General features: G+C 61.5%; 15 protein-coding genes. 9 read left to right on the forward strand and 6 right to left on the reverse strand.

Translation table 11 applies throughout. The annotated features are described in order from the left end of the window. Positions 1–73 precede the first annotated feature (73 nt). Positions 74–799, forward strand: coding sequence for an SDR family NAD(P)-dependent oxidoreductase (locus N2597_RS12570; protein ID WP_038692636.1), 726 nt, complete (start codon positions 74–76; stop codon positions 797–799). Then, positions 793–1,281 (forward strand): RidA family protein, encoded by a 489-nt coding sequence (locus tag N2597_RS12575; RefSeq protein WP_009995796.1) that lies wholly within the window; start codon positions 793–795, stop codon positions 1,279–1,281. The genes N2597_RS12570 and N2597_RS12575 overlap by 7 nt, the downstream gene beginning before the upstream one ends. A gap of 54 nt (positions 1,282–1,335) precedes the next feature. Here N2597_RS12575 and N2597_RS12580 read toward each other — a convergent pair whose 3' ends face one another. Further along, the gene (locus tag N2597_RS12580; RefSeq protein WP_183599607.1) at positions 1,336–1,875 is read right to left on the reverse strand and encodes a Pycsar system effector family protein; all 540 of its coding nucleotides are present in this window, start codon (positions 1,873–1,875) and stop codon (positions 1,336–1,338) included. Positions 1,876–2,005: 130 nt separating this feature from the next. On the opposite strand from N2597_RS12580, the gene N2597_RS12585 reads away from it, so the two are divergent. Next, the gene (locus N2597_RS12585; RefSeq protein WP_183599609.1) at positions 2,006–5,788 is read left to right on the forward strand and encodes a FecR domain-containing protein; all 3,783 of its coding nucleotides are present in this window, start codon (positions 2,006–2,008) and stop codon (positions 5,786–5,788) included. Then, positions 5,788–7,767 carry a CHASE2 domain-containing protein gene (locus N2597_RS12590; RefSeq protein ID WP_183599611.1) on the forward strand — a complete coding sequence of 660 codons (1,980 nt, stop codon included), beginning with the start codon at positions 5,788–5,790 and terminating at the stop codon, positions 7,765–7,767. Before N2597_RS12585 ends, N2597_RS12590 begins: the two co-directional genes overlap by 1 nt. Before the next feature lie 430 nt (positions 7,768–8,197). On the opposite strand, the gene N2597_RS12595 is transcribed toward N2597_RS12590, so the two are convergent. Beyond that, positions 8,198–8,779, reverse strand: a complete 582-nt coding sequence (locus N2597_RS12595) for a TetR/AcrR family transcriptional regulator (RefSeq protein WP_077992898.1) — start codon at positions 8,777–8,779, stop codon at positions 8,198–8,200. A gap of 143 nt (positions 8,780–8,922) precedes the next feature. Here N2597_RS12595 and N2597_RS12600 point away from each other — a divergent pair, with 143 nt between their 5' ends. Then, positions 8,923–9,480: a DUF308 domain-containing protein gene (locus tag N2597_RS12600; protein ID WP_009997024.1), complete on the forward strand. Its 558-nt coding sequence runs from the start codon at positions 8,923–8,925 to the stop codon at positions 9,478–9,480. 110 nt (positions 9,481–9,590) lie between these two features. Here the strand turns inward: N2597_RS12600 and N2597_RS12605 are convergent, their stop codons facing one another. Further along, on the reverse strand, positions 9,591–10,124 hold the full coding sequence (locus tag N2597_RS12605) for a GNAT family N-acetyltransferase (RefSeq protein ID WP_096764565.1): 534 nt from the start codon (positions 10,122–10,124) through the stop codon (positions 9,591–9,593). A 174-nt stretch (positions 10,125–10,298) separates the two neighbouring features. On the opposite strand from N2597_RS12605, the gene N2597_RS12610 reads away from it, so the two are divergent. Beyond that, complete coding sequence (locus N2597_RS12610; RefSeq protein WP_183599613.1) at positions 10,299–11,279, forward strand: SDR family oxidoreductase; 981 nt, start codon at positions 10,299–10,301, stop codon at positions 11,277–11,279. 916 nt (positions 11,280–12,195) lie between these two features. Here the strand turns inward: N2597_RS12610 and N2597_RS12620 are convergent. After that, positions 12,196–12,948, reverse strand: a complete 753-nt coding sequence (locus N2597_RS12620) for a nucleotidyltransferase domain-containing protein (protein WP_077993083.1) — start codon at positions 12,946–12,948, stop codon at positions 12,196–12,198. A 272-nt stretch (positions 12,949–13,220) separates the two neighbouring features. Between N2597_RS12620 and N2597_RS12625 the strand changes: the two genes are divergently transcribed. Both N2597_RS12625 and N2597_RS12630 read left to right on the forward strand, forming a co-directional pair. Continuing rightward, positions 13,221–13,916: a fumarylacetoacetate hydrolase family protein gene (locus tag N2597_RS12625; protein ID WP_183599615.1), complete on the forward strand. Its 696-nt coding sequence runs from the start codon at positions 13,221–13,223 to the stop codon at positions 13,914–13,916. A gap of 12 nt (positions 13,917–13,928) precedes the next feature. Beyond that, positions 13,929–14,459: a gamma carbonic anhydrase family protein gene (locus N2597_RS12630; RefSeq protein WP_183599617.1), complete on the forward strand. Its 531-nt coding sequence runs from the start codon at positions 13,929–13,931 to the stop codon at positions 14,457–14,459. Between the two features lie 343 nt (positions 14,460–14,802). On the opposite strand, the gene N2597_RS12635 is transcribed toward N2597_RS12630, so the two are convergent. Both N2597_RS12635 and N2597_RS12640 read right to left on the reverse strand, forming a co-directional pair. Next, complete coding sequence (locus N2597_RS12635; protein WP_010055797.1) at positions 14,803–15,204, reverse strand: hypothetical protein; 402 nt, start codon at positions 15,202–15,204, stop codon at positions 14,803–14,805. Between the two features lie 387 nt (positions 15,205–15,591). Continuing rightward, complete coding sequence (locus N2597_RS12640; protein WP_009993373.1) at positions 15,592–16,164, reverse strand: transglutaminase-like cysteine peptidase; 573 nt, start codon at positions 16,162–16,164, stop codon at positions 15,592–15,594. Between the two features lie 191 nt (positions 16,165–16,355). On the opposite strand from N2597_RS12640, the gene N2597_RS12645 reads away from it, so the two are divergent. After that, positions 16,356–17,417 carry a hypothetical protein gene (locus N2597_RS12645; RefSeq protein ID WP_183599619.1) on the forward strand — a complete coding sequence of 354 codons (1,062 nt, stop codon included), beginning with the start codon at positions 16,356–16,358 and terminating at the stop codon, positions 17,415–17,417. Positions 17,418–17,590 lie beyond the last annotated feature (173 nt).

Consider the following 17,590-nt stretch of genomic DNA (forward strand, 5'->3'; position numbering starts at 1 on the left):
ATCGCAGCGGCCCCATCTCGAGCGACCCACCTAGCCAGGCCCGCGTTGCCCGAACCAGATTATGGAGTTCAACATGACCAAGCAAAGGACTGTCATCGTCACGGGCGCCTCCCAGGGCATCGGAGCGGGGCTCGTTAACGCCTTCGTCGAGCGCGGCTACAACGTTGTTGCCACCTCGCGTCAGGTCAGCGCTTCGGATGCCTTCCAGGCTTCCGACAGGCTGGCGCTGGTCGACGGCGACATCGGCGATCCCGAAACAGCGGCCCGCGTCGCCAAAACCTCAATCGACCGGTTCGGTTCGATCGACGCGCTCGTCAACAATGCCGGCATCTTCTTCACCAAGCCGTTCGTCGATTACACGATGACCGACTTCCGTAAGCTCTCGTCGACCAATCTCGAAGGTTTCCTGCACCTGACGCAGCGGGTCATCAGGCAGATGCTCGCCCAGAAGACGGGCGGCAGCGTCGTCAGCATCACCACGCCGCTGATCGATCATCCGATCGCCGGCATGCCCGCTTCCGTGGCAATGATGACCAAGGGCGGCATCGACGCGATTTCGAAGAACCTTGCGATGGAGTATGCAAGCGAGGGAATTCGCGTCAACACGGTCGCCCCCGGCGTCGTCGACACGCCCCTTCACAAAGACAATCCGAAGGAGTTCCTGAGGACGCTGTCGCCGATGACAGGCATTTCGAATGTCGCTGAAATCGTCGACGCGGTGGTCTTCCTCACTGAAGCTCCGCGCGTCACCGGGGAGGTGCTGCACGTCGATGGCGGCGCACATCTGGGCAAATGGTAAACCATGAGAAAGCGCAGGCAGCCGGCGCGGAACGGCGGCTGCAGGAACTCGGCATCACCCTTCCCCCGCCGCCGACACCCTTTGGCGCCTATGTCGAGGCGACGAGAACAGGCAATCTGGTCTTCTTCAGCGGCATGCTGCCGGTTGTCGGCCATGAGCCCCGCTATATCGGCCGTGTCGGCGGCGCGCTGACATCGGAAGACGGCCGCAAGGCAGCCGAGACGGCGACGCTGAGCGCGCTCTCCGCCGCCAGGGATTATCTCGGCTCGCTGGATAGCGTCGTGAGGGTCGTGAAGCTCGGCGTCTATATCGCCACCGAAGGCGATTTCCGCGACCACCCCAGGGTCGCCGACGGCGCGTCCGAATTGCTGTTTGCGGTCTTCGGCGAGGAAAAGCTCTCCGGCCGCGTCGTCCTCGGCGTCGCCAGCCTGCCCCTCGGCATGCCGGTCGAGATCGAGCTCGTTATCGAAGTCGAGGATTGAATGAGCGGGGCGCGCGCGTCTCAGCGCGCCCTGCATTCTTGCCTTCGCTTGCGCTCAGCCTGCCGCCAACAGCAGCACATAGGCAATGACGCTCACCATCAACCCGCGAAAGGCGAATGTGACGCAGCGATATTTGCTGCGGGCGATGCAGGAAAGAATTTCGGCGTTTTCGAGATATTGATCGAAAAGGTAGCGCGCATCGCGCCGCAGCGCCGCCTCGAAGAACAGGTCGCGGTGCTTGGGCCAGGCGCCCCAGAAGAGCGACGTCGAGGTGCCCAGACGTCGAGGCAGAACGACCAGGATCGCCGAGAGAATGGAGAAGACCGAGGCTGCGGCAAGCAAGCCGGAGAACAGAATGCTGCCCGGCGCACCGCTGACATAACGCGTCGGGCTGAAGACTGCCCTCACCTCACTGGAGCTCACCAGAAAGGCGAGCATAAAAGTAAAGATATAGGCGGCCTTCTGATCGGATATCTTGATCTGATCGTAGAATATGTCATTGATTTTCTTGATGTGGTCGAAATACTCGGAACCGACATCGCCGCTCGACGGACTGCTCAGCATAACCTCCGTGGCACTTTCGAATTCGCTCACCTGAATACTCCATCCCCTAAAGTGTTTCCCTGATATTACACTTTGGAACGAAAGCAAGAACACGTGTGCAACATGCTTGACTTTTCCACTCTACACGGACAAAGGGGAAGACGGGGATGGGGTCGAGATCATGCGGGGTTATTCCAATAACATCTGTCGCATCGGCATGGCGCTGGCGTTTGCCGTGCCCGGTTTCGGGCTGCCTGTCATGGCCGATCCCGTGCCGCGTGCAACCCCGGTCGCCGGCTCCGTCATCGCCCGCAAGACCGGCGAAGAGGTCCGCTTCATAGACGTATCGGACTGGCGCGTCGTCGACATCAACCAGGATCTTCTGACCGGCGACGTGCTGCGCACCAATGCCAACGGCCAGCTCGCCATCGTCTTTTCCGATCACACCCAGGTCCGCCTCGGCCGCAATTCCTCGCTGCAGGTCAAGAAGATGGCCGCGAGCGGCGATACGGTGCTCGAGCTTCAGGCCGGCACCATCTGGGCCCGCGCCCAGCGCGGCGGCCAGGGCCTGACGGTCGAAACCCCGGCCGCCGCGGCCGCGATCCGCGGCACCGACTGGACGATGACCGTCGAGGGCGCCAAGACCTCGATGATCGTGCTCGAAGGCCGCGTCGCGCTCAGCAATCCGCAGGGCAGTGTCGAGGTGAGCGAGGGCGAAGGTGCGGTCGCCACCATCGGCCAGGCGCCGCACAAGATCATCAGCGTCAATCCCGATGACCGGGAACAGATGCTGTTCTATCTCGACCTGCGCGACGGCTTCGATCTGATGCCGACGTCGCCGCTGCGGGCCGACCTTATGGCCACCGAGCGCCGCCGTCTGCTGGCGCTGCCGCCGGAGCGGCGCACGACCGAGGACTGGTTGGAACTTGCCGAAGTGCAGAGCGCCTTCGATGGCCGCCAGGCCGCGGCCGCAACCTTGCAGAAGATCCGCGGCCGCAAGCTGACGGCGGCCCAGCAGGCCCGCGTCGACCTGATCGACGCCACCATCGCCGGCTCGGAGAAGCGCTACGGCGATGCCGCCAGGCTCTTCCACAAGGCTTTGCCGCATCTCGACCCGACGCGTCGCAACATGGCGCAATTCGGCGGCTATTTTGCCCGCTCGCTCGCCGATCCCGCCCATGCCGAACAGCCCCCGGCCGATACGACCGGCCCCTATGGCGCGATCATGCAGGCCTATACGACGGGCTTCTTGAAGGACCCGCGCGCGGCAATCGAGATCATCAAGAAAGCCGAGCAGCGCTATCCCGACGATCCGACCCTGCCGGCAGTCCGCGCAGAGCTGGCAGAACTCACTGATAACCGCGAGCAGATGAAGGAAGCGATAGAGCGCTCGCTGGCGCTCGATCCAGATCATCCGATGGCGCTCTCCGCCCGGGCGAGCTACAAGGCGGTGTATGAGAGCGACATCAACGGCGCGCTTGCCGACCTGAATCGCGCGATCGAGCTTGCCCCCGGTGGGTCAAGCACGCTGAATTCGCTCGGCCTGCTGCAAAGCTCGCGCGATGCCAATGGCGAAGCGGAAAAGGCCTTCAAGAAAGCGATCGAGCTCGATCCGCAGGATCCGCTGCTCCACGCCAACCTGGCAATCCTCTATCTCGATCAGGCGCGCATGAAGGAAGCCAAACGCGAGATCGACACGGCAATCGCACTCGATCCCTCGTTCGACATCGCCCTTCTCGCACGGGGCCGCTATTACCTGCAAACCGGCGAACGCGACAAGGCGCTGCAAGACCTGCTTGCCGCCAGCACCGCCAACCCGGCGCATTCGCAATCCCAGCTGATGCTCGCCGCCGCCCATTATGAAAAAGGCGACCGCATTCCTTCGCAGCAGGCGCTCGACAATGCCGACCGGCTCGATAAGAACGATCCCGTCATTTCCGCCTTCCGCACCGCTGTCGATATCGACGATTACGACGCCGACGGCGCGATCCGCAACGCGCAGGAATACCTGCGCCGCTCGCGCGCTCGCGGCGGCGATTACAGCGGCCTCGGCGCCAATGCGAGCGCCGGTTCGACGCTCAACAACGCCTTCCGCCTGCAGGGCCTCGATGCCTGGGGCCGTTATTACGGCGATGCCGCCTTCGACCCCTTCAAAGGCACCGGTTATATCGACCAGTCGATCAAGGGCAGCATCTTTCCCTTCGTCAACGCGACGAGCTTCAGCGACGACAATATCATCCAGAACCGTGGCAACGCGTCGAGCTACTCATCCTTCATCCAGGGCCTGCTGCTTTCTCCGCACATGCTGTCGGGCCGTTCGCGCTCGGCTACGCTGTTCGACGTACCCTTCATCGAAGGCTCGCTCGGCGGCGGCATCAACAGCGTCGACGGCCATACCAGACGCATCGGCGAAGCCGATATCCAGGGCTATTCCAACGAGACGATCCCGATCAGCTTCTATGCCAACCTCAACTGGGAGGAGATTGCCCACGACGGCAACTATACGGATTTCGGAGGCTTCTCCACCGACAACAAAATCCTTGGCGGCAACGGCTATCTCACCGCGACGATCACGCCGGACGATCGCGTCGTCGCTTATGTCAACAGCGGCCGACGCGACTATAACCTCGATACTTTGAGCGAGAACTCTCAGCTGTCGACTTTTTTGAACGACGGGTTGTTCCGACCCATTTTCGGCCCCGGCGGTCTCGCGGCACCTGACGAATTGCCGCTCTACCTGAACCGGCGCGATATCAGTACGACAACCAATGCCGGCATCGGCTGGAGCCACACATTCGGCTACGAAAACGTAATGAACGCCGCACTGCTCTATTCCGCGGCAAGGACGAAGACGACGACAGACCTGCAATTCGACTGGGAGAGGGTGCCGATCCTCGGTGGTCCAGGCACCGACATTCGCCCCTTCGGCCAAACCATCGAGGATCTGAATTCTAAGACCTATGTCGCAGCCCTCAACCACAACATCGGCACCGGGCCGTTGACCTTCCGATACGGCATCGAGGGCGGCTGGATCGACGCCCGCAACAGCAGCTACTTCAATCTCGAAGAAATCTTTCCCGTTCTCCTGCCGGGGGTTACTCTCGGCCCGACTGAAGCCGAAAATCGTGTTGACATCGCCCGCGCCTACATCGACGTGCTGCACGAGATCACGCCTGATCTGAAGGCCGAATATGCGCTGTTCGGCACGCAGATGAGCGGTGGCAGCATCGATGTCAACCGGCTCGAGCCGCGCGTCGGCCTTGCCTGGTCGCCCGTCGAGAACCACTGGCTGCGCGCCGCTTTCATGCGCCAGGGCGTCGATACCGGCGTTCCCACCCTCGCCCCGATCGGCATTCTCGGCCTGCAGCCGAACCAGCTCGCGGTCGGCATCGATGGCTATACTGATACTGTCGCGTTGCAATGGGATGCCGAATGGACCGACCGCTTCTTCACCTCGGTCGAATATCAGCACCAGGACTTGCATGATTTCTCGATCGACCTGCCGCTGATCTCGCTGCCCTCTTCGGATAGTCTGCCGCTGTCGCGCGGCAGCCTCGATCGCGCCGCCATCACCGCCAACGTCGTGCTCGGTCATGGTTTCGGCCTTTCCGCCACCTATGCTTATATGGAATCCGAGAACAAGGATCCGCTGGAGCCGAATTACGGCGGCTCGCTCCCCTATATCCCGAGGAATTCCGGCCAGATTGCGCTGACCTGGGTCAACGAGGCCAAGGTCAAGGCGACAGTGGCGGCCAATTACATCGGTGAGCGCGACGGCGATGATTTCGGCACCAAGCTCGACGATTACTGGAGCCTCGACGCCCACTTGGTCTGGGAGCCGTTCGACAAGCGCATCGAGCTGGAGGCGGCCGCCTATAACCTGCTCGACGAGGACTTCGAGATCACGCCCGGCGTGCCCGGCTGGGGCCGCGCCTTCAAGGGCACGCTCAAAGTCCGCTTCTGATGCGGGCGGAGCACAAGCCGCGGCAGGCCGGACTGGACGGCGGCCAGGCCGGAAGCCGCCGCCTCCGGCTGCTGGTGCTGTCGCTCACCGTATTGATCGCCATATCGTTGCTGTCGCGCCTGCCCGCCTGGTCGCTGCTGGAGCTTAGAAGCTTCGACTACCTCTCGACGTTCGACGATCCGCGTCCGCCGCCGGGCGGGCCTGTCATCGTCGCGATCGACGAGCCCTCACTCGCCGATATTAACGCGCAATGGCCCTGGCCGCGCAGCCTGCATGCCGAGCTCGTCACCCAGCTGCGTGCAGCCGGCGCCCGCGTGATCGGCCTCGATATCATCATGGCGGAGCCCTCCACTCCCGGCAACGACGCGGCAATCGCCAAGGCGGTTGGTCCCGATGTCGTGCTTGCCGGCGACGAAACGCTGATCGAGACGCCGCAGGCCTCGCAGCTGATCCGCGCCACGCCGCTGCCGGCGTTGACCGACGCAGGTGCGGTGACCGGGATTGCCTCCGTCGATCTCAGCGGCGACGGCATCTTCCGCCGCATTCCCGGCTATGAGGACGGCTTTGCCGCCATGCTGGCCAAGGCCTCGGGCGCGGGGGCGGAGATCCTGCCGGCCGGCCAACTGATCCAGTCCTTCGGCCCGGCCCGCAGCTACCCCACAGTCTCCTATTACCAGGCGCTCGACCCTGAGAACCTGCTGCCGCCGGGTTATTTCAAGGACCGCGTCGTCCTCGTCGGGCTCAGCCTGCAGAATGCGCCTGAAATCGACAAGGGCGGCGTCGACGCCTTCGCCACGCCTTACACGGTTCACACCGGCAAGCTCGTCCCCGGCGTTGAAATCCAGGCGACGATTTACGACAATATCCGCTACGGCCTGTCGATCGCGGAAGCGCGCCTGCCAACCGTCGCCGCCTGCATCCTGATCTCGGTGCTGCTTGCGGCGCTCACCGTCTGGCGCTCGACGGGATGGCTGACGATCGTCACCAGCGCTGCCGCCCTCCTCGCCTTCGTGGCCATCAGCTTCGCCGGCATCCGGCTTGGCCATGTCTTCGTTTCGCCGCTCGGGCCAACGGTCGCCTATATCGCGGTCGCCTTCGGCCAGGCCGCCTTCGACTATGCCGAGGAGCGCCGCAACAAGCGTCAGATCATCCGCGCCTTCGCCCAATATATTTCGCCCGATCTCGTCCGCCGCCTGTCGAGCGACCCGTCGCAGCTGAAGCTCGGCGGCGATCGGCGCACGCTTTCGGTGCTGTTTTCTGACGTGCGGGGCTTCACCACCATCGCCGAGACGCTGAAGGACGATCCGGAACAGCTGACCGGCCTGATCAACCGGCTGCTGACGCCACTCTCCGACGTGGTGATGGATCACGGCGGTACGATCGACAAATATATGGGCGACTGCATCATGGCCTTCTGGAATGCACCGCTCGACGATCCCGATCATGCGTTGCACGCCGTGCGCGCCTCGCTCGCCATGCAGGCGGCGATCTCGCGGCTGAATAGCCAGCTGGAGCGGGAAGCGGCCGCAATCGGCCGCAAGCCGCACGTACTGAAGATGGGTGTCGGCATCAACACCGGCGAATGCATCGTCGGCAATATGGGCTCGACCCGCCGCTTCGATTATTCCTGCCTCGGCGACAGCGTCAATCTGGCCTCGCGCCTGGAAGGCGCCTCGAAGAATTACGGCGTGGCGCTGCTGCTCGGCGAGGAAACCGCACGGCTGATCGCCGCCAATTACACGGTGATCGAACTCGACCGCATCATCGTCAAGGGCCGCACCGTGCCCTCGCCGATCTATACCGTCGTGCATAAGACCGATGCCGAAGCGCTGGTCGCGCATGAGGGTTTTATCGAGGCGAAGTATGCCGGCACGCTTGCGCCGTCCGACTCGGTCTTCGACACGCTGGCCGCTGATATCCCCGAGCTTTCCGCCTATTACGCGATCGTGCGGGATGGACTGACAGAAGGCGGGGAATGACGGCGCAGCATTTCTGGCCACATGAGTTGGGCGCGGCACCCTCCAACGCTTCTCATCCTGATGAGGCGCGCAGGCCAAAGGCCGGAGCCTCGAAGGACACGCCGCAGCGCTGCTCCTTGCAGCCATCAACCGACAGCGCACCCGCCTCGTCCTTCGAGGCCCCTGCGGGCACCTCAGGATGAGGCTCTCTTGAGCGCTGGGGCGGCATCCGCCAACGCCCGTTGCCATCGGCGCGGCACACCTCCAACCTCCCTCATCCTGAGGCGCGCAAGGCCAAAGGCCCGGAGCCTCGAAGGACACGCCTCAACGCTGCTCCTTGCAGCCATTAACCGACAGCGCACCCGCCTCGTCCTTCGAGGCCCCTGCGGGGCGCCTCAGGATGAGGCTCTCTTGGGCCTCGGCGCGGCATCCGATTGGGAAGAGGAGATCGTTATGCTGTCCGCAGCCTCGCGATCTCAGGTCCAACCACCGCGATGAACAATCCAGGATCGCTAAGAGCCCTCGCCGAAAGCATCGCCCCATGGACCGATGCCATCAGCATCTGGGCCTGCTCTTCCGGCCGCCTGTCCAACTGGAACAGGCCCTGCTCGAAGCCGGCCTGCAACACCGAGGTCAGCCATGCCGCAAGATTTCGGAAATGGGTGCGAACGCGTGATGCGACCTCATCGGGCAGCATCTGCATTTCGCTGGCAAGCATGGCGCAGATGCAGAAGGGCTGCGAAGCGTTCTCGATGCAGGAACGCCAGTAGTCGATGTAGAACTGCAGCTGATCGGCAGGGCTTGCGGCCTGCTCGCGCAGCGACTGCAATCCTGCAGCCGCCTGCTTGGTGTAGCGATCCACCAACACCGCGACCAGCTCGGCCTTCGCAGGAAAATGGTGGTGGATGCTCGCCTTGCGGATGCCGATCGCGGCCGAGATGTCGGCGTAGCTGAAGCCGTTATATCCGCCCGCCACGATGAGCGACTGGGCTACGCCGAGAATTTTATCCGAGGTGGAAGCCATTGATTTCATGATGTCGCCTACCTTCTGGTAGGCAGATTGTCAAGGCCGTTCGGCATTCCTTTACTCACAATGAGGTGTTCGGGCGACGCATTGACTCAGGGCTTTCATCTTCCTACTAGTAGGTAGGCTAGCAAACCAGGAAGGACCTGCCGATGCAAAACAATTCCTCTCCCCAGCCCAACTGGCTGAGATCCTATTATTTCACGCGCGCCGCATTCTCTCTGACCTGGATTGCCGCGGCCATTCTCTCGGGCGGGCAATCCGGCCCTGCCGCCTTTCTGCTGGTGATCTATCCCCTGTGGGATGCCGCCGCCAACCTGGTCGACGCCCGCGTCAATGGCGGCCTCAAGGCCAACCCTTCGCAGGCATTGAATGTCGTCGTCAGCACCATCACCACGCTCGCCGTCGTCATCGCACTCGGCAAAAACAGCTATGCCGTTCTCGCCGTCTTCGGGGCATGGGCGATCCTTTCCGGGCTCTTGCAGCTCTCTACCGGCGTCAGGCGCTGGCGCCTCTACGGCGCCCAATGGGTGATGATCCTCAGCGGCGCGCAATCGGCGCTCGCCGGTGCCTTCATGATCAGCCGGTCTCTCGGCACCGCTTCGCCGACGATTCTTGACATCGTTCCCTATGCAGGCTTTGGCGCGTTCTATTTCCTGCTTTCCTCGCTCTGGCTTGTCGCCGCAGCCTACCGCAAGGCACAGGCATAAGCGCGGCGTGCCATGACGGCGGCAAGTTCTATCTCATTTGCCGCCGCCGCAAGGACGACCATCGCGATGAACGCTTTTGTCGGTACGATCGCGAGGGTGTGGCGGCATCGCTAGGGGGGCAAATTCCCGATTGCATACAAGTTGGTCGGCGCACCGTGCAGCATGACCTCGCATTCGAACTGGAATCCACATTTTTCAAGGATGCGTGTCGATGCGGCGTTGACTGGGCGAACCAACCCGATCACGCGGAAAGCATTGAGATCGCCAAAGGCAAAGGCTAACGTATCCAGAACCAACTCGATGGCATATCCCTTCCCCCAGCTTTCCGGCTGCAGGTGATAGGAAAGATTGAGGCCACCGAATTCTTTCGAAACGGTCACGCCGCCGAAACCGATCAGCGCGCCATTCGCCTCGACCGCCCAACGCCCGAAGCCATGATCTTTCCAGTGCGCAATATCACGCGCGAGCCGCGCCGCACTTTCTTCCGGCGTATCCGGCCGCGGCACCGGTCGATGCGCGACCACTTCCGGTCGTAAAAAGAGTTCCGTCAGGAAATGAATATCCGCAGCCGCGGGGATTCTCAGCCGCATCCTCGCAGTGTGCCGGATTGCCTGCGGCGCGTCATTGAGCTGTTTCTCGACCATCTTCTACCTTTTCAACCCCGCCCCGCCGCTCAAGGCCCTTACGGAGCGCCTCGGGGTAAGGCCTTTGTGTGGCGCTGCCATTCTCAGTTGGCGAGATTTCAGCGAGACGGCCATATTCTTTCACGCTATGAAGGGTCATACAGATCCCGCCCATCAGACACTAAGGCCGCTCATATGACTTTGAAAGTTCTCTTCACTGGCGGCACCGGCCAGATTTCCTACCCTTGTGTCGAACGCGCCGTCGCCGCGGGCCACCATGTCAGCGTCTTCAATCGCGGCTTGAGAGACGCCGCCCTACCCGCCGGTGTCACCTCGATCGTCGGCGAATTGGGGTCGAGCGCTTACGCCGATCTCGCCAAGGCCGGATATGACGTCGTCTGCCAGTTCATCGCCTTCACGCCCGATCAGGTCGCCCGCGACATCGAGGTCTTCTCGGGCAATTGCGGCCAGTACATCTTCATTTCCTCAGCTTCCGTCTATGAAAAGCCGCCGCGTCACTACGTGATCACAGAGGAGACGCCGGCGATCAATCCTTACTGGCCCTATAGCCAGGCCAAGATCGCCTGCGAGGAGCTGCTGAAGACGTCCGCCAACCTCGCCTGGACGATCGTCCGCCCTAGCCACACGGTCCGCACCGGCCTGCCGATCATGATGGGCGACAGCGACATCATGGCAAGGCGCATGCTGGACGGCGAGCCCATCATCGTGGCGGGCGACGGCCACACGCCCTGGACGCTGACCCGCTCGGTCGATTTCGCCGTGCCTTTCGTCGGCCTGTTCGGCAAGCAGGCGGCGCTGAAGGAGATTTTCCACATCACCTCCGACCGCGCGCATATCTGGGACGACATCCAGAAGACGATCGCGAGGCTGCTCGGCGTCGAGGCGAAGATCGTCCACGTGCCGACGGACACGCTTATCCGCTACAATGCGGAATGGATCGGCCCGCTGCTCGGCGACAAGGCCTGGACTGCCATCTTCGACAATTCCAAGGTCAAACGTGTGGCGGGCGACTTCACCTGCGCCGAAAGCCTCGACGAAATCCTCGCCGACTCGATCATGCACCTGAAGCAGCGCCTGGCCAAAAGCCGGCCGCCAAGGGGTGAGCTTGATGCTCTGATCGACAGGATTTGCGCCGAGCAAGGCGCTTTAAGCTAAGATATTCCGCGGGCGTGAACAGATGGCGCCAACGCGCCGCGGGAGGCGCCACCGCCTCGTCTGTCGATGAGGAACGGCCCTGCTCTATTTCTTTCTGACATTGATATTGACCGTCACGTCCTTGATGGTCCCTTCGCCGTAGGAGACCCTCACTTTATACATATCCTTTCCGGAATATCCGCTGTTGGAAGTATAATATTCGGACACGCCAGGAGATTTCCTGGAATTGCACCTGATCTGGGGGGCGCCTGTCGAATAATGTGAGAAAATCTTTTCGCTGACAAATTCTACCGATCCATGCGCGGGGGGCTGCACCAGCTTTATGCTCGGCATTGTCGCAGCGGTGCAGTTTGCATTCAGATTATAAGATTGGCCCATTTTTGTCCGCTCTCCACTCACGGCGCGGCTATGATCGGTGGAGACTTGAACACCATCCTTATTGGTAACGCATCCGGACAGACCCAAAGTTACGGAAAATATAGGAATTAGATTATGGTGTGCCCTGAACAGTCGCCCCGACATTCTTCTTTCATCCTCTGTTTTAATAATATTACAATTAACCTTATCCAACTGGCCGGTCATTGCAATGGCACGGGTCCACCTCGCGGGGCTGATCCTGCTGCAGATGCCCTCTTTGCTCAGATGCGAGGTCTTGTCCGTGCGCCGAAGGTAAAGCGGCGTTCTCCGACACCTCTCGTCGGGCGGCATCCTCCAATGCTCCTTATCCTGAGGTGCGCAGGCCAAGGGCCGGAGCCTCGAAGGACACGCGCCGACGCTGCTCCTTGCATCCATTAACCGCCAGCACACCCGCCTCGCCCTTCAAGATCCGTGCGGGGCATCTCAGGATAAGGCTCTCGTGGACGCCAGCGCCTTGGCAATGCCGGCGGACGAAAACAATGCCGCGGCTTCCCCGTATCTATTCCGGCCGCCGCGCCTCCGGCGGAGCCTCCTGCCTGAAGCCGTCGAAACAGCGGCCGCCGTGCAAAGCGAGCTCGCGGTTAGCCAATGCGAGTAACCGGCTGCCGTCACCCTGCGCCGCCAGCCTGAACGCAGCGTCGAACTCGGCTGCGACCTGCACATCGAGCCTCCTGATGAGACGCGGCGCCCATTTGCCGCGGCCGGTCCACGCGCCGCGCCCGAGCAGGATCAGATCGGCGAGCTTCTGGTAGAGAGCCGCGGCGATGGCGGCGATTTCATCCGGCGGGCGGTCGCCGCGCAGGTCATCGGCGTAATCGGTGACCTGATAGCGCAACATGTCGTAGCTTGCGCCGGCAAGCGGTTTTGGCCCCGCTTCCAGCACACCCACCGCCTTTGCCTGGACCAGGCGCGCACGCTCGATATCCGGCCCCGCGATGCTGCCGGTTGCGACCATGTTGACCATGATGGGACAGCCGCTCTCGGCATCGGCATGGAGATAATGCGCCAGCGTCTCTTCGTCGTGGACGAAGGACTCGACAGGAAAATCCCCTTCGGTGAAGGATTCCCGCCAGGCTCTTTCCAGCGACGGAAACACCACGACTAGGTCGATATCCGAAAATGCGGTCCCCTCGCCGCGCATGATGGAGCCGGAGACATAGGCGAAGGCCGCCCCGGCATAGCGCATGGCAAGGGCGCGACGGGCGGCAGCAAGCGCCCGCTCGGCAACTATCTGTTTCTGGATATCCATGATCTCGTCCTCGAATGCGGGAGGCGAGCGGGCAAACAAAAACCCGCTCGTTTCCGGCGGGTTGGGCCTCGGCAGCAATGAACGGAATTCAGTCCACGCGTCCGCCACCCACCGCCGAGGCGGTGGTCGTAGACGTCGAAACTGCAAACATCCTGTTCATCGCGGCGAGGATATCGCCGGGCGGCAACAGCGTCAATGCGAGTACAATGCTTCCCCGCCCCGCCGTTTTCCGTCTAAGATGCGGGAAAGACTCGTTGAACAGGAAGAGCCCGCCCATGTCCGATTCCGCCACCGTCATCCCGCTTCCCGCACCTGTTCTGCTGCCGGTGAACGGCAGCGACGAGCGCTTTCCGGTGCGCCGCGTCTATTGCGTCGGGCGCAATTATGCCGACCATGCGATAGAGATGGGCCATGACCCCAGCCGCGAGGCGCCCTTCTTCTTCCAGAAGAATGCCGAGAACCTGCTGCCGCCGGGCAGCGCCTTTCCTTATCCGCCGCTGTCGAACGACGTGCATTACGAGGTCGAATGCGTGCTGGCGCTGAAATCGGGCGGCGCAAACATTGAAGCCCGCCAAGCGCTTGACTGCATCTACGGCTATGCCGTCGGCATCGATTTCACCCGCCGAGATCTTCAGAGTGAGGCCAAGAAGCTCGGCCGCCCTTGGGAAGTGGCCAAGGCCTTCGAACATTCCGCGCCCGTCTCGGCGATCGTGCCGGCCGGTCGCATCGGCCATCCCGGCGAAGGCCGGATCTGGCTGGAGCAGAACGGCAAGCGCGTCCAGGACGGCAATCTCAACCAGATGATCTGGAAGGTGCCGGAGATCATCGCCGAACTCTCGAAACTCTTCGTGCTGGCGCCCGGCGATGTCATCATGACCGGCACGCCAGCCGGCGTCGGCGCAGTCGCAAAGGGCGACCGCATCACCTGCGGCATCGACGGCGTTGCGACGCTGTCGGTCGAGGTCATCTGAGAGGAGCTTTCCATGCCCGTCTACGCGCTTGGCGGACTGACGCCGAAACTGCCGCCGGCCGGCCTTCACTGGATCGCCCCGGACGCCCATGTCATCGGCGATATCGAGATGGGCGAGAATGTCGGCATCTGGTTCGGCTCGGTGCTGCGCGGCGACAACGAGAAGATCACCATCGGCGCCGGCACCAACATCCAGGAAGGCGTGATGGCCCATACCGACATGGGCTTTCCGCTGACGACGGGAGAGAACTGCACCATCGGACACCACGCCATCCTGCACGGCTGCACGCTCTGCGACAACGTGCTGATCGGCATGGGCGCGACCATCCTGAACGGCGCCAAGATCGGCAATAACTGCCTGGTCGGCGCCAATGCGCTGGTGACCGAAGGCAAGGAGTTTCCCGATAATTCGCTGATCGTCGGGGCTCCGGCGCGTGTCGTGCGGGTGCTCGATGAAGCGGCGGTGGAAGGCATCCGCCGCTCGGCGGAGAATTATGTGAAGAATTGGCAGCGTTTTGCGCGGGATCTGAAGCAGATCGGGTGATCGGCGGAAGGGCGGCAGGGCCATATTTTACCCTTCGCTTACGCGCCGTGCAGTCGCGGCGTGCCGTGAGGCCCCCTCATCCCACCCTTCGGGCCACCAACCGGGGTCGAGCCACAGGTCTCGACCCGTCCTTCGGACCCCCGCTGGTGAGAAGGGGGAGGAAGACGCGCTAACCTCATTCTCACATAAGTCTCAAGTGAAGCGAGACGCTGCCGCGATTCCGCTTCTCCCCGGCGGGGAGAAGATGCCGGCAGATGAGGGGCTGAGTGGCAGCGACACCTCTGCAGTCAACAGCGACGTTAGCTGCGGTGGCGGCAATGGGGAATATCGCTGAAAAACTGCCTTATTCGGCCGCTTCCATGAACTGGCTTGCTCCAGACGAGGCGGCGAGCGCCCGAACCCTGGCTTCCGTCTTGGCGATCAACTGATAGAATTCGTCCTGCGCTTCGACATCCAGCTGTATGACGGCATTGACATCATCGGGCGTATCGCAAACACAGGCGACCGCCGAAATCGGACAGATGCCGCCGGGGTAACGCTTGCCTGTCCCCGTATAGGCGCGACGGCCCCAACGCTCGGAATAGACCGTTTCCTCTCGATCGAGGTGGAGGATCGTTCCCTTGCAGGCGGTCACAATGGCCGCCTTGCCGTAAGCGAACCAGTGATAGTTCAGCTTGCGGAGAATATATTTGCCAGTGATGTCTTCGCCAGCCAGTTCGGCAGGGTCTTCTATCATTCTGATCATGACGGCGTCCTCAACGTCTGGGCAATATCCTTCAAGTCCTCTTGCGCAGCAAGACAAAAAACGCTGCTTTTGGAGGCACTTAGTCACAAAGTGTTTCCGATTCTTACATCATCCGCGTTTTTGGCAGCCTTTCGGATGCACAATTCTTCGTCGAATTTGCCGCGACCTGCACCCGCATCGCCTTCTCGCGCACGCAGTGATGTTATTGCGCTTCTCTACTCAGGCTTGATATGCACCGATAACGGCCTGAAAACTGCACCGATCTCCGCCAATCGGAAGCATCGAAGAGACCGCAGGGACGGTGCGGGAGACTTTCTGCTAGATCGGATGGCCAGGCGAGCGGGCCGACCGCGCCAGGCATCTTGGCGTTTGGACGACGCGTCGGGTTCAGGAGAATTCGCCGGCGCGGGGACCGGCAAGCGTCACCCGCCAGCCGGTTCGCGATTGAAAATCCTGAGTGGCCAAAAACGTATAGCCCGTCGTGCGCCAGAGTCTGACGGCGCTTGTGAGATTGTCGAGCACGTAATCGCCACCGTCTGTGCGGGCAATAAGAACGACGTGATTTTGATCATGCGGGCCGATGACCACGGAAAGCGCCAGCCTGTTTGACGGAAAACCAGCGTCGATCAGGTCCTTCATCTTCTGGAGGGCGTAGTCCTCACAGTCGCCCCGGCCGGCAACCGGCAGAGACCAGGCATCCCCGTGGGAAGACGGACGATCTTCCGCGGGGATGATGCGTCCATTGACCGCCCGATTGACCTTTTGAAGCAGCGTTATGCCTGCCGCGTCGTGCAGCTGTTGAGCCGCCACCCTGCCGCACAGCCACTTATACTTGGCGCAGGCCGCCGCGAATCCCACGGGCGCGCCGATACTTCTCGTCACAGGCAAGGAGGATCCGGCAACAGCCTGAAAAGGCACAAGAAAGGACAAAATGGCAGCGAGAGAAAAGAGACGCTTCATAGCCGATTCCCCATATTTACGCCTCAACAATAACACGGTCGAGATAAAAATTTATTAAAATTTTATACTTGCGAATTTAACCGTAATATCTAATGAGAACAGATTAACTATCGTTTATTCTTCCGATTAATAGACTGTTAGTATAAAAACTCTCCCAATTAACATTCGGTTAACCTTGGGAGACGATTGAAATGAGCAGCAGAGCATCGAAATTCAGCGTGGCCGTTGCTTTCCTTATGGCAAGCAGCAGCTTGACCGTGGCAGCCCCGACAGTCGTTAATTGCAATACCGCCGTGCGCGGCACGCTCGAATACCGGCTGTGCATGCCGACCAGATCAATATCCCCAGGCAATCCGAACGACAGCGAGCGCAGCAGCAATGGCATCGGCGGCAAGAAGACGTCGAGCAGCAGCTCGACTGCGCAGACCGGCGGCAAGAGTGGCGGCGGCAGTCAGGTTCCGAACGACGGCGGAAAGAACACCGACGAGGGCGAGGGCAATGATGACCCCGGAAAGGACGACAATGACGGCCCTGGCACGGGTGACAATGACGGCCCCGGAAAGGGCGACAATGACCACCATGGTAAGGGTGGCAAAGACCACCACGGCAAGGGTGGCAAAGACCACCACGGTAAGGATGGTAAAGACCACCACGGCAAGGACGGTAAAGACCACCACGGCAAGGATGGCAAAGACCACCATGGTAAGGATGGCAAAGACCACCACGGCAAAGATGGCCACGGGAAAGACAACCATGGTGGCAAGGACCGCGATCATCACGGCAACGACAAAGGCGACAAAGGCGGTACCGATAAGAGCGACAACGGCGGCTCTGGCAAGAACGACAATGGCAGTTCCGGCAAGAGCGATAACGGCGGTTCCGGCAAGAGCGACAATGGCGGCTCCGACAAGAGCGACAATGGCGGTTCCGGCAAGAGCGACACTGGCGGTTCCGGCAAGAGCGACAACGGCGGTTCCGACAAGAGCGACAATGGTGGTTCCGGCAAGAACGACAATGGTGGTTCCGACAAGAGCGACAATGGTGGTTCCGGCAAGAGCGACAATGGTGGTTCCGGCAAGAGCGACAATGGCGGTTCCGACACGAGCGACAATGGCGGTTCCGACAAGAGCGATAACGGCGGTTCCGACAAGAGCGGCAATGGTGGCTCAGACAAAAGCGACAATGGTGGTTCCGACAAGAGCGACAATGGCGGCTCCGGCAAAGGCGGTTCCGGCAAGGGCGGACCGAACTGAGCTTGTCATTGCAGAACCGCTCGAGGTGAGGCCGGTCTCCGGCCCCACCTTTCTTAGGTCATCGCTTGAAGCTAAGCAGGTAAGTCATTCACCGCGCGGACGCGCGGTGGCTGGATTCCTGTGAGGAGCACAGGAATGAGGCTGGAGAGGCGGGCGCTTCCCCACAAATTTTC

It is taken from the genome of Rhizobium sophoriradicis, assembly GCF_025200795.1.
Lineage (GTDB): Bacteria > Pseudomonadota > Alphaproteobacteria > Rhizobiales > Rhizobiaceae > Rhizobium > Rhizobium sophoriradicis.

Coding starts and splice junctions, on each gene's coding strand:
- N2597_RS12570 (WP_038692636.1), top strand. CDS start 74: ATGACCAAGCAAAGGACTGTCATCGTCACGGGCGCCTCCCAGGGCATC.
- N2597_RS12600 (WP_009997024.1), top strand. CDS start 8,923: ATGCAAAACAATTCCTCTCCCCAGCCCAACTGGCTGAGATCCTATTAT.
- N2597_RS12630 (WP_183599617.1), top strand. CDS start 13,929: ATGCCCGTCTACGCGCTTGGCGGACTGACGCCGAAACTGCCGCCGGCC.
- N2597_RS12590 (WP_183599611.1), top strand. CDS start 5,788: ATGCGGGCGGAGCACAAGCCGCGGCAGGCCGGACTGGACGGCGGCCAG.
- N2597_RS12635 (WP_010055797.1), bottom strand. CDS start 15,204: ATGATCAGAATGATAGAAGACCCTGCCGAACTGGCTGGCGAAGACATC.
- N2597_RS12605 (WP_096764565.1), bottom strand. CDS start 10,124: ATGGTCGAGAAACAGCTCAATGACGCGCCGCAGGCAATCCGGCACACT.
- N2597_RS12585 (WP_183599609.1), top strand. CDS start 2,006: ATGCGGGGTTATTCCAATAACATCTGTCGCATCGGCATGGCGCTGGCG.
- N2597_RS12575 (WP_009995796.1), top strand. CDS start 793: ATGGTAAACCATGAGAAAGCGCAGGCAGCCGGCGCGGAACGGCGGCTG.
- N2597_RS12625 (WP_183599615.1), top strand. CDS start 13,221: ATGTCCGATTCCGCCACCGTCATCCCGCTTCCCGCACCTGTTCTGCTG.
- N2597_RS12640 (WP_009993373.1), bottom strand. CDS start 16,164: ATGAAGCGTCTCTTTTCTCTCGCTGCCATTTTGTCCTTTCTTGTGCCT.
- N2597_RS12645 (WP_183599619.1), top strand. CDS start 16,356: ATGAGCAGCAGAGCATCGAAATTCAGCGTGGCCGTTGCTTTCCTTATG.
- N2597_RS12595 (WP_077992898.1), bottom strand. CDS start 8,779: ATGAAATCAATGGCTTCCACCTCGGATAAAATTCTCGGCGTAGCCCAG.
- N2597_RS12610 (WP_183599613.1), top strand. CDS start 10,299: ATGACTTTGAAAGTTCTCTTCACTGGCGGCACCGGCCAGATTTCCTAC.